The 12933-nt window shown below is 46.1% G+C and carries 10 protein-coding genes; 7 read left to right on the forward strand and 3 right to left on the reverse strand.

The annotated features are described in order from the left end of the window. From ABDW16_RS04045 to ABDW16_RS04065, 5 genes are all read left to right on the forward strand, one after another. Window positions 1–1410, forward strand: coding sequence for an MmgE/PrpD family protein (locus ABDW16_RS04045; protein WP_343667877.1), 1410 nt, complete (start codon window positions 1–3; stop codon window positions 1408–1410). A 224-nt stretch (window positions 1411–1634) separates the two neighbouring features. Further along, window positions 1635–4829 carry a carboxypeptidase regulatory-like domain-containing protein gene (locus ABDW16_RS04050; protein WP_343667878.1) on the forward strand — a complete coding sequence of 1065 codons (3195 nt, stop codon included), beginning with the start codon at window positions 1635–1637 and terminating at the stop codon, window positions 4827–4829. 157 nt (window positions 4830–4986) lie between these two features. Continuing rightward, a complete protein-coding gene (locus ABDW16_RS04055) occupies window positions 4987–6912 on the forward strand; it encodes an alpha-L-fucosidase (protein ID WP_343667879.1) in 1926 nt (641 codons plus the stop codon). Window positions 6913–7080: 168 nt separating this feature from the next. Beyond that, entirely contained in the window at window positions 7081–7617 is a 537-nt protein-coding gene (locus ABDW16_RS04060; protein ID WP_343667881.1) for a DUF1877 family protein, read from the forward strand. A 10-nt stretch (window positions 7618–7627) separates the two neighbouring features. Further along, complete coding sequence (locus ABDW16_RS04065) at window positions 7628–8554, forward strand: AraC family transcriptional regulator (RefSeq protein ID WP_343667882.1); 927 nt, start codon at window positions 7628–7630, stop codon at window positions 8552–8554. Window positions 8555–8609: 55 nt separating this feature from the next. Here the strand turns inward: ABDW16_RS04065 and ABDW16_RS04070 are convergent, their stop codons facing one another. The 3 genes from ABDW16_RS04070 to ABDW16_RS04080 all read right to left on the reverse strand — a co-directional run bounded on the left by ABDW16_RS04070 (window position 8610) and on the right by ABDW16_RS04080 (window position 10702). Next, window positions 8610–9104: a DinB family protein gene (locus ABDW16_RS04070; RefSeq protein WP_343667883.1), complete on the reverse strand. Its 495-nt coding sequence runs from the start codon at window positions 9102–9104 to the stop codon at window positions 8610–8612. A 68-nt stretch (window positions 9105–9172) separates the two neighbouring features. After that, on the reverse strand, window positions 9173–10219 hold the full coding sequence (locus ABDW16_RS04075) for an AI-2E family transporter (RefSeq protein ID WP_343667885.1): 1047 nt from the start codon (window positions 10217–10219) through the stop codon (window positions 9173–9175). Between the two features lie 63 nt (window positions 10220–10282). Further along, on the reverse strand, window positions 10283–10702 hold the full coding sequence (locus ABDW16_RS04080) for a VOC family protein (protein ID WP_343667887.1): 420 nt from the start codon (window positions 10700–10702) through the stop codon (window positions 10283–10285). 276 nt (window positions 10703–10978) lie between these two features. On the opposite strand from ABDW16_RS04080, the gene ABDW16_RS04085 reads away from it, so the two are divergent. Continuing rightward, a complete protein-coding gene (locus ABDW16_RS04085) occupies window positions 10979–12439 on the forward strand; it encodes an amino acid permease (protein ID WP_343667889.1) in 1461 nt (486 codons plus the stop codon). Next, window positions 12411–12863, forward strand: coding sequence for a GNAT family N-acetyltransferase (locus ABDW16_RS04090; protein WP_343667891.1), 453 nt, complete (start codon window positions 12411–12413; stop codon window positions 12861–12863). The genes ABDW16_RS04085 and ABDW16_RS04090 overlap by 29 nt, the downstream gene beginning before the upstream one ends. Window positions 12864–12933: the final 70 nt, after the last annotated feature.

Genomic DNA, 12933 nt, shown 5'->3' on the forward strand with positions numbered 1-12933 from the left:
ATGTCGGTATCAGATATTACGGAACGAATTGCCCGGTTTTCTTTTTTCTCGTCTTTTGAACACCTGCAACCCGCTGTCAGGGCGCAACTGAAAAAGCATTTGCTGGATGCGGCCGGTTCCATGCTCTATTCCATGAAGGCCCCGACGGTAGAAAAATTATTCCGGCAGCTGAGATACCTGCAGTGCGACGGTCCTGTGCCTGTACCGGTATTGGGGAAAACAGGTGTGGACCGGGCTGCCCAGTTGTATACATTATTGATACGGTATCCTGACTTTATGGACAATTACCTGGGAAAGCATGCCACCTGTCATCCCAGCGATAATATAGGTGGGATATTGGCCGCCTGTCAGGCTGTGAATGCCAGTGGGCGTGACTTCCTTACGGCCATGGCTATAGGTTACCAGGTAGAATGTACCCTTATAGACCAGATGCCACTGATGGCCAAGGGAATAGACCATACAGCGTTGCTGGCCATGTCGCTGACGGCAGCACTCAGTCCGCTATACGGTCTCACGCTGGAACAGGCGGCGCATGCCATTGGGATTAATGGCAGTACCTTCAATACAACCGTGACCACCAGGGCTTCTTATACCTACGAATGGAAAGGATATGCATCTTCACTTGTGGCACTGGCCTGTACCAATACAACCCTGCTGGCAAAAGAAGGAGTGACAGGCCCTCTCCGCTATTTCGAAGGTCCGATGGGATTCAGGGAAGAATTTGATATGGATCCCGAATTTAACTGTGAGCCGGGAGACTTTTCAAGAATTGAACGTTGTATCTTAAAGAGCTATAATGCGGAAGTACATACACAATCTGCGATTGAAGCATTGCTTGAACTCAGGTGTAAACATAATATTGCCGCAAAAGATGTGGCCCGGATAGATGCCACGATTTTTCTCACCGCTTATAATATAGTGGGCGGTGGAAAATACGGCGACCGTAAGCTGGTACAAACCAAAGAACAGGCTGATCACAGCTTACCCTATTTATTGGCAATAGCGATGCTGGATGGAGAAGTACTGCCGGCACAATTGTTACCAGACCGGATCAGAAGACCGGATGTACAGGCATTTATTGAACATGTGTTTGTAGATACAGGTTTGCCCCTGAAATCTCCCCGAAAAGTAGCAGAGGTACTGGATCCTTATACAGCCCCTTATCCGGAGAAAATGCCGGCAAAGATCACCATTCATTTAAAAAATGGAGCAGTGATAGCAGAAAAGAAGGAGGATTATAAGGGATTTTATACAAGGCCGCTGGAATGGGATGACGTGGTGAACAAGGTACATTTATTAGGAAAAGATACGACTGATGGTGAGAGGAGGAATGAGCTCATCGCTGTTATTGATAATTTGGAGAATGAACCGATTAGCAGGCTGACCGACCTGTTATCTAAAATAGAGTAACGCTTTTGTTTGAATATGGTGCCCTATATATATACTAAAAAACTTTATGTATTTATTTTGAAGCCCTTGCCTGAATAATTTGCAGGAAACCCGGCGGAATTGTGCAGTTTTTATGGTAAATTGTACAGTATGTTATTTGAATGGTGCTGTACTTGTTCTTTGAATGTTAGCCATTACTCACCAATATCATAAAGATGTATCAACCAAATCTACGCAAGCTCCTTTTGAGCTTATTAATTGCCTGTATTTCATTAAGTAGTGTATTTGCCCAGGTGACGACCGCCAGCCTGAGCGGTGTAGTAAAAACAGAAGCGGGGGAGGCTTTACCCGGGGCCACTGTACAGGTAACCTGGTCGGATGCTGGTATCAACAAAGGATTGATCACCAAATCAGATGGAAGTTTTCTTGTACCCAACCTCCGTGTGGGAGGGCCTTACACGGTGGTAGTGTCTTTTACTGGTTACGCGACTAAAACTGCTTCCGGGGTATTTCTGAACCTGGGCCAAACGACCTCCCTGGATCTGCGCCTTTCCCAGGCTGCAGGTACCCTCAGCGAAGTAGTGGTGAGTGGTCGCTCTACCATTTTTAATGATCAGCGCACGGGTGCTTCAACCAACATTTCAAGCACCCAGATCCGTCAGCTGCCTACCGTTTCCCGTTCGGCAGACGATTACCTGCGTCTTACACCATCGGCTTCCCCTACTTACAATGGAATCTCCTTTGCAGGCAGGAACGGGCAGTACAACAACTTTTCACTGGATGGAGCGGTGTTCAACAACCCGTTTGGGTTAGATGCACCCACACCCGGCGGGCAAACCAATGCCCAACCCATCTCTATCGATGCGATCGATCAGATCCAGATCAACATCGCGCCTTATGATGTAACCCAGTCAGGGTTTACCGGCGCTGGTGTGAACACAGTGACCAAAAGCGGTAGCAACAAATTCAGTGGTACCGTCTACGCTTTCTATCGTAATGATGCACTGTCCGGCAGTAAAATAGACGGACAAAAATTTACTGTGCCTACCCTCGAATCCTTTCAGGCAGGATTTTCTCTGGGTGGAGCCATCAAAAAGAACAAACTGTTTTATTTTGTCAACTTCGAATCAGAACAGCGCAAGGATGAAGCCAGTGCATATGTAGCACAAACCGCGAACAATGCCGGCGACATTACCACCTCCCGCGTACTGGCATCTGACCTGCAGGCGGTGAGTGACCTGCTGAGTTCCAAGTATGGCTATAACACAGGACCTTACGAACATTACAACCTGAAACGAAGTAACTATAAATGGCTGGCAAAAATAGACTGGGTGATCAGCAATAAACATTCACTGGCCTTTACTTATAATGGTCTGAATGGCTCACAGGAAAAAACTGCTCACCCCAATGCCATCAACCGCCGCGGACCTGATGCCATTACCCTGCAATTCAGAAATTCAGGATATGAGATGGTCAATAAACTGCACTCATTTGGACTGGAATTGAAATCAAACTTCAATGATACCTACGCCAATAAATTCAGGGCAGTGTATACGATCTTCAGGGATAACCGTAATCCATTCTCTTCTCCTTTCCCGGCTTTGAATATTACGAAATATGGTGTGCCTTATATCGTAGCAGGCTATGAACCGTTCTCTATCAACAATGTGCTGAACCAGGATGCACTGCAGCTGACAGATAACTTCAACATCATTCTGCCAAAGCATACCATCACCATTGGCGGTTCGTACGAGCAGTTTAAATTTGGCAACTCTTTTAACCTGACTGGCTTTGGGTTTACACTCTTCTCCGGTGTTGATATCAATACTTTCCTCACAACAGCTGCAGCTGGCGCATACGATGCGAATGTGAGTTATGCAAAAAACCGCGCCGCCGCTGATCAGTGGACCTGGTATTACCTCACTGTAGGGCAGGCTTCTGCTTATGCACAGGATGAATGGAACCCCGTACCTAACTTCAAGCTTACTTATGGTGTACGCTTTGACAAGGCCCTGTATTATCCTTCCAAGGCCAGTTACAAGAGCCCGAATATCAATGCAGACGGTACTTTTGCAGGCACCTTTGTAGAAGGGTCACCTACAGTACCTAATACAGATAACCTGACCCTGTTCGATGAAAATGGAAACCCCGTGAAGAATGGTCCCGGTCAGACCATTGATAATACCCGCATGCCCAGCGGTAAGATCTTAGTCTCTCCCAGATTGGGTTTCAACTGGGATATCAATGGGGATAAAACCGTACAACTCCGCGGTGGTACCGGTTTATTCACCGGCCGTTTCCCATTTGTATGGATAGGTAACCAGATCGGTAACCCTTTTACCGGTTATTACGATGTGACAGCGCACAACTTCAAGTGGCCACAGATCTGGCGTTCCAATATCGGGCTGGATTATAAATTACCAACAGGAACTATCCTGACAGGTGACCTGGCTTATTCAAAAGACCTGAACTCAATGATGGTAAGAGACTACGGGTTGGGTACACCAACAGGGGTATTGAACTCTGGTACAGGCGATACACGCGAGGTATACCAGGCCAGTGATAAAGGCAATACCGCTACCTATGTATTTACCAATACAAAGATTGGTTATTCATTCAATGCCTCTTTCCAGGCGCAGCAAACGTTTGGTAAAGGTTATTTCCTGATGTTTGGGTATAACTACCTGATTGCAAAAGACGCCAGCTCCATCTCCGCAGAGATTTCAGGCGATGCCTTTGACCGTAACCCGGTATTGGGCAATGCAAACAAAGCGAGAGAGTCGCACTCTTTATATGGCAATACCCATCGTTTTACACTGGCAGGTATCAAGAAGTTTGAATATGGTAAAGGGAAATATGCGACCACCATTTCGTTCTTCAGCAACTGGACCAGCGGTAACCGCTATTCCTATGTATATGGTGGTGATGTGAACAATGATGGCTCTGCAGCCAATGACCTCCTGTATGTACCTACACAGTCAGAGATCAGCAAAATGAACTTTGCAACATTGACAGATGCAAATGGGAACGTACAGGATGCGGCAGCCCAGGGAGCAGCGTTGGAAAGATTTATCCAGCAGGATAAATACCTCAGTTCACACAGGGGACAGTATACGGGAAAATATGATGGCACCTCACCCTGGTTTAGTCAGCTGGACCTTCGCCTGTTGCAGGACTTCAACTTCAAAGGAAAGGACCATACCAGCACCATCCAGGTGAGCCTGGACATTGTGAACCTCGGAAACCTGATCAGCAGTAAATGGGGATTGCGTAAATACGCCAGCACCACAGGTTACTACCAGCCATTGGCCTATACCGGCAAGGATGCCGATGGCAAGGCGATTTACCAGTTTGACCCCGGACAAACACGGACTTTTACTACCAGTCCTGACCTGCCATCCAGGTGGCAGATGCAGCTGGGGCTGAGATATATTTTTTAACTGATATGGATTTGAATTGTAATGGGGGCCTGCATATGCGGGCCCTCATAGTATTTTGAGTATAGGTAATACTATTTTCCGTATAATTCCTTTCCTTAATAAAACACCCTATTTTTATAGCTCATGTGAACACAGGTCTAACAAAAAACAATACTGCATGAAGAAATTTATAGGCAGCAGGGGACTGGCATTTGCTATGCTGATGCTTGGGGCCAGCTGTAGCAACGCACAGGTAGGTGCACCCGCACCTTACGGCGTATTGCCTTCCGCACCACAGGTGGAATGGCAGGCCATGGATATGTACGCCTTTGTACATTTCACTGTCAATACCTTCACTAACAAGGAATGGGGCTATGGCGACGAAGACGAGAAAATATTTAATCCTACAAACTTTGACGCCAATCAGATCGTATCGGCTATCAAGGCTGCAGGACTGACAGGTTTGATACTGACCTGTAAGCACCACGATGGTTTTTGCCTTTGGCCAACCAGGACCACATTCCACAACATCACCAAAAGTCCCTGGAAAAATGGGCAGGGCGATATGGTAAAAGAATTTGCAGACGCCTGTAAAAAACAGGGAATCAAATTTGGTGTTTACCTCTCTCCCTGGGATAGGAACAATGCTGCTTATGGCACCCAGGATTATGTACGCATCTACCGCGCGCAACTGAAAGAATTACTGACCAACTATGGCCCTGTATTCGAAATATGGCATGATGGTGCGAACGGTGGTGATGGCTATTATGGCGGTGCACGCAAAGAAGTAAAAATCGACCGTTTCTCTTATTATAACTGGCCTGAAACCTGGGGACTGGAAAAACAACTGCAGCCAAATGCAGTGATTATGAGCGATATCGGACCAGATGTAAGATGGGTCGGTACCGAAACCGGTTTCTCTGGTGATCCGTGCTGGGCTACTTATACCCCCATTGGCGACAAGGATTCTTCCAATCCTGCACCAGGACAGGTATTATACGAATTAGGGCTGAATGGTACCCGCAATGGTAAACAATGGATGCCGGCAGAAACAAACTTCTCCATTCGTCCAGGATGGTTCTACCATGCTACTGAAGATGGCAAAGTGAAAACACCGGAAGATCTGCTGAACCATTATTTTGCTTCTGTAGGTCATGGTACCACCATGCTGCTGAACGTACCTCCTGATCAACGGGGCCTGGTAAACGAAATTGACGTGGCTTCCCTGAAAGGCTTTGGCGATATCATTAAGGAAATGTACCGTGTCAACTTCGCAGCAGGCGCAACCGTGCAGGCCAGTGATGTAAGAAGTGAAGATAAGGCATATGCTGCTGAAAATGTGCTGGACAATGACCCATACACCTACTGGGGTACTAAAGACGGTGTGAACACCGGCGAACTGGTATTGAACCTGGCAGGCACTAAGACATTCAACGTCATTCGTCTCCGTGAGAACATCAAACTGGGACAGCGCATAGACGATTGGGCTGTAGATGTATGGGAAAATAACCAGTGGGTAGAACTGAAGAAAGGTACAGCGATTGGTTATTGCCGCCTGATCCGTAGTGATCGGATGGTGACGACTGATAAAGTGAGGATTCGCATCACAAAGGGTGCTGCGAGTATCTGTCTCAGTGATGTAGCCTTGTTCAAAGCGCCGGAAGTAAAGACTGCCACTAATAATAAAAACGAGGTGGTGGATAAGACACAGTGGAAATCGCACGATACCAAATTCTCCGCCGCTATTGACGGGGATGCCACCAGTGCGGTACAGATGGATATGTCTACTTTCAAAAAGATCGCACCCAAAGGCGTGATTGTAGATATGCAGTTCCCGCTGAAGATGATTGGCTTCAACTACCTGCCTGTGAAAGATAAAGGATTGGTAGACAAGTATAAAATTTACACCAGTGGGGATGGCAAGACCTGGGAGCTCCAAAAAGAAGGGGAGTTCTCTAATATCAAGGCAAACCCGATCGAGCAAAGGATTGACCTGGAAAAACCAGTCACCGCAAGATATTTCAGGTTTGAGCCAGTGCATGTGCTGCCAGCTAAGGATGGCAAGCAGTATGTAGGCATCGCCGAAATTGGCATTATAAAATAAAGACGTTCCTCCCTTAGCCGGCCGCAGGCCCGCTATTCCAAACATAAAGGCTTCTGCCTCCGGCAGAAGCCTTTATGTTTGGTTAAATCCCCAATAAAATATCCTTTTTGCTTTTTTTGGCAGATGTTAATATCTTCAAATAAATTTGCGGAATCTTTAAACGCTCTTATGGGACAAAGTGCTACACTATTTCTCGTGGACAGGAACGAATTTTCCAAAATAGGGGACGATCCTGAATATCCAGTGGCCAATATTGCCGGGGAAAAAACAACTTTTGAGAAATCCTTCGAAGGATTGTTATTTCTGATCACCAAAGGTAGCAGACCTGAGGACATTTCTCTCGTTAGGCAGATCTTTTACCCTGAGGCTTATATAGGAGAGGAGATCGATTTTGAAAACATCGATATCGACGAACTTCCTGATGATTTTGACTTCGACAAGCAACCGCTGTATTTCAATGATCCGGCTACCGTATCGGATATTGCAGACCTGCTGTCGCCGATCGAACCAGGTACTATTATCGCACTGTTTGACCATGCAGAACTGAATGAGCATGACATAGAACCTGGCCAGGTATGGACAGACGATGAAAAAGAAGGTGTATCCTTCAATGCCCAGCATATGGCTACAGAACTGCTGGCGCTGAAAGCTATCTATGAAAAGGCTAAAGAGAAGGATGCTTATATCGTGAGCTACGTGGACTAAATCGCAACCCATGAAAAAGGATACGGAAAGGCATGTTTTTAACTCTTTAAAAGAACAATACCTTTTTCAGGATTTACCCACCGATCTTATTGATGATCAAACCGATTTTACAATTCACAATATCAGGGACATACATTCGGTATTGCCCTATACTTCTATTGTATACCGTGTCAATTTCTTCTCTTTTGTATTTGTAAAGAATGGAAAGGGCCGTTATACAACAGATGACCAGGTATACGCCACCCAGCCTGGTACCATTTACTTTACCAACCCGGGACATTTTAAGTCCTTCGAGTGGCTGGAGCTGGACGAAGTCTATCTCATTACCCTCAGTGAATCTTTCCTGAAAGAGAATGTTCATGCGAACATTTTCGAGGAATTCCCGTTTTTGCTGGCAGAGACTGTGCCGCCAAGAGTATTGCCCCCGGAGGAGTTTGCAGTATTTGAACAGCTATATCTCCTGATAGAAAAGGAATACGAATCTACTTCCACCTATCGGAACAAGGTGATTGGCAACCTGTTCGTTGTATTGCTGTTGAAGATCAAAGAGTTTTTCTGGAAGGACTATAACCCGATCTATGAAGGTAACCGCAGTTCCCAGATCGTAAAGACCTTCAGGCGGGCTTTGGAAAAGCATTACCGGGATATGAGCAGGGGAGTGACAGATAAGCCTTTCAGGGTGCAGGAATATGCAGCATCGCAGGGATTGCATCCAAATTATCTCAGTAATGTAATCAAGACCAAGACCGGCAAGTCGATCAGTACCTGGGTGTCTGAAAAGACGATTGCCGAAGCAAAGGCGCTCTTACAAAATTCAGATTTATCCATCAAGGAGATTGCTTATCTGCTGGGATTTGGGGAAAGCACTCATTTCAGTAATTATTTTAAGAAGCATACCCAACAGTCTCCGGTAATTTACAGAAAAGAGATAAAATAAAAGCCCCTGCCATATAGCAGGAGCTTTTATAAGGTTTTAGAATGAGGCAAATATCTTATTCTCTGTCCCAGAAAGCTGGTGGCTCTATACCCAGCGAACGCAGGTACACATACCCTTGTCCGCGGTGATGTATTTCATTATCAACTACATACATCACTAACAGGTACACTGGCATTTCCCATTGGCCAAAGGCAATGACTACATCGTTAAATCTTTCCCCGTGAATTTTGGGCCACAGGGTGTTTATGATTTCAGTTTGTTCATCCCACAATTCCAGTAATGCCTGTTTGGTAGTAGGCGCTTCTTCATGTTTGAACTGTTCCCATTTTTCGGTGATGATCCCTGTCAGGGTAGGTACGGCCATGCCAACGAATTCCATTACCAGCTCAGCAAAAGGACGCATGCCGCCCACAGAATAACTAAAGAGTTTGTCTTCAGGATATGCATTGATCATTTTGCGGGTCAGGTTACGGTGCAACTGCCAGTGTTTCAGGAGTTGAGCCGGGGACATAAATGTTTCCGTTGCGACAGTGGTGGTCATTTCTTTCATGTGAGGTTTGTTTTGTTGTAACAAAGTAAAAAAGGGCAGGTGACAACAGTATGTCAGTAGCCCCAAAATTATTTTTCCTCGCCCATGAGAATGGCCCATGGTTGCAGAGAATCCACTTTTTCACTGATAATACGGATAATGGCGGCCAGGGGGATGAACAGGAACATGCCGGGTATGCCCCATACCAGCTTGCCGGTGAGCACTGCAATAATTGTAATAAGGGGATTGAGTTTAACATTACCACCTACCACACGGGGCAGAATAACATTTGCATCCAGGAAATGAGCGACGATGAAAACAATGCCAACAGTTAGCGCCTGGGAAGGAGCGCCGTTGGCAAAAGTGATGATCATGCTGATTACCATTGCAGTATAAATACCCAGGTAGGGTATTACGTTCAGCAGTGCAGCCATTACACTGATCAGCAGGGCATATTTGATTCCCAATATGGCCAGTGTAGAAAGCAATAAGATGATCAGGATAAACATTTCAGTGAGCAGCCCGATAATATAGCGGTTGATCATACTGCGGGCACTGGCCAGTACTTCTTCTACTTTAAGCAGTTCTTCGGGAGGGAAAAGAGCGATCACGAAGCGCTTGAACAGCCGGCGATGGTACAGCATGAAAAAAGTAAAGATGAGGAAGAAGATAGTGAGGATGAAGACTTCGGCAAACCCGATAAAGGTGGCACCCAGTGAGCTCATAGCCGTAGACTGCAGGCTGCTGGTTGACCGCTTCAGGTAGTCAGTTTGCTGCTGATAGTCGATATGATAGGTATTGAACAGCCAGGAGCTGAGATCTGCCAGGCTGTCGGAAAACCGTTTTTGCAGTTCAGGCAGATTATGGGTGAAGTTCACCACCTGGTGACTAAGAACATCTATAAAGGATCCGATGAGCACAACAAACAGGAGTACAGCAATAGCAGCGGCAAGGCCACGGTGCAATCCCCATTTTTCCAGTTGCCGGCATACAGGCAGTAAGGCAAATGAGATGAGCAGTGCAAAGAACAGTGGAATAATCACCGTCTTTCCAAGGTGCATGAGTAGCAGCGACAGGATAAGCGCATGTAAGATCAGGGCCAGGCGGGCATAGAAGGCCAGTTTAACGCTTTTCATAATATTAACTTTTGAGATATAGTGAACATAATGAATGCCAAACTATGCCGCGCCGCAGTACCTTTATTTATAGTCATAGCTGACCATCCAGTGGATGCCATATTTGTCGGTTAGCATGCCGAACAGGGCTCCCCAGAATTGTTTACCAAGTGGCATAGTGACAGTACCGCCAGCAGATAATCCCCCGAAAAGTTGATGTGCCTCTTCTTCACTTCCGGCAGTGATACTGATCGTTACACTATCGCCAAAAGTGGTCTTACCCATATGTCCCGGGCGGTCACTACCCATCAATACACCATTATTACCCAGGGGAAGCGCAATGTGCATAATTTTGTCGGCATCCGCAGGTGGTGGTGGATTTTCGCCGGGTACATCTTTGAAACGCATAACGGTTGCAAACTCCCCACCAAATACAGATTTGTACAGGTTGAAGGCAGCTTCGCAAGTGTCATTGAAATTGAGATAAGGATTTAATGTTGCCATAAGGTGGTTTTATAGTTTATGTAACAGCTACGAACAGTAATGGTTTAAAAAAATAAAGCCACCCTTAAAAGAGCAGCTGTCTGATATCCCTATACCTATGAAATAATAATTTTAATCCCGCTAAGTTACAACTCAGCCATTTTACATCAGTTAATGCGATGTTAATGAGCGCGGAAACTTTATAAACGGTAAATAGGGCAAAGGGGTGGTTTAAGTCTAGTTGTTTTGTAGAGTAATCTCAATCCCTTACCTTTGCTCCCAATCTAAAACTTGCCTGTGATAAGAAAATCAATTGCCAGCCTGCAACAGGAAGCCGCTCAAAGTGGCAGTAATACATTAAAACGTAGTCTTGGAGGTCTGAACCTCATCGCCATCGGTATTGGTGTTATTATCGGTGCTGGGCTCTTTTCCCTTACTGGTATCGCTGCGGCGAATAACACCGGGCCAGCGGTCATTCTATCATTTATACTGGCGGCTGTGGGTTGTGCTTTCAGCGCGCTCTGCTACGCCGAAATGGCCAGCATGGTACCTGTAGCGGGTAGTGCATATACATATGCCTATGCTACGCTGGGTGAACTGTGGGCATGGATCATTGGCTGGGACCTGGTGCTGGAATACTCAGTAGGCGCTTCTACTGTAGCCATTAGCTGGTCTCGTTATCTTGTTAAGTTCCTCGGCACTTACAATATTCATATTCCGCCCCAGCTGGTGGCGTCTCCATTTGAAAAAATAGAACTGGCAGACCATACTTTTGTACACGGGTTTATCAATCTCCCTGCTGTGCTGATTATTGTGGCCATCACTGCTATTATCATACGCGGTACCAAAAGTTCTGCATTGTTCAATGCCATCGTAGTAGCGCTGAAAGTAGGGGTAGTACTGGTATTCATTGCATTGGGATGGAAATATATTCACCCTGAAAACTATCACCCGTTCATCCCTGCCAATACCGGGGAGTTTGGCTCCTTTGGCTGGAGCGGTATCCTGAGGGGGGCCGGCGTGGTATTCTTTGTATTCATCGGGTTCGACATTGTCGCTACTATGGCACAGGAAACCCGCAATCCAAAGAAGAATATGCCGATAGGGATCTTAGGTTCCCTCATCGTATGTACCATTCTCTTTGTATTGTTTGGCTACGTAATGACGGGAATGGCGCATTACACTGAATTTAAAGACAACCCTGCACCCGTGGCAGTGGCCATCGCACATACACCTTATAAAAACCTGTTCCTGGCAGTAATCGGCGCCATCCTCGTTGGCTATACCTCCGTGATACTGGTAGACCTGCTGGGACAATCCAGGGTATTCTATTCCATGAGTAAAGACGGGTTATTGCCACCTGTATTTTCCCAGTTGCACAAACGCTTTGCTACGCCATTCAAATCCAATATTGTGCTCTGTATTTTCATCAGTCTCTTTGCAGGTCTGGTGCCTATTTCAGTAGTAGGTGAGATGTGTAGTATCGGTACATTGCTGGCATTTGTGATGGTATGTTTAGGTATTCTTATACTGCGTAAAAAGCAACCGGATATTCCCCGTGCGTTCAAAACACCATGGGTGCCGGTAGTGCCCATCTTAGGGATTCTTACCTGCCTGGTAATGATGTTCTCCCTGCCACTGGATACCTGGATCCGCCTCATCGTATGGCTGCTGTTAGGTTTTATTGTATACTTTGGATATGGTAAAAAGAATAGTAAATTAGCCGGATATGCTAGCACTCAAAAGAACGAACAGTGATGATCCGCATTTCCTGGATCTGATTATTGCCCTTGACAAAGATTTATGGGTCAGGTATCCTGAAGTACAGCAGGATTACGAAGTTCTCGATAAAGTTAAAAATATACCTACTGTGGTAGTGGCATATGTCGATGCCCTGCCGGTAGGTTGTGCCTGTTTCCGCCCGTTTGACGAGAAAACTATAGAAATAAAGCGGATGTTTGTACACGACACCCATCGTGGCCAGGGCATTGCTTACGCTATACTGAAAGAGCTGGAATCCTGGGCGGCCTCCCTGGGTTATACCCGGGCCGTACTGGAAACGGGCATCCGCCAGCCGGAAGCCATTGCCCTGTATCAAAAATCCGGTTATACATTCATGGACAATTACCCGCCCTACGAGCAGATGGAGAACAGTGTATGCCTGCAAAAACCCTTGCTGTAGGCTTGCAGCCTTTTATCCAGTTATTTAATGGCGCCGTAGCAGCATTTGTTACCTTTAAAAGGTAAACAAC

The sequence above is a fragment of the Chitinophaga sp. genome (assembly GCF_039596135.1).
Taxonomy (GTDB): Bacteria; Bacteroidota; Bacteroidia; order Chitinophagales; family Chitinophagaceae; genus Chitinophaga.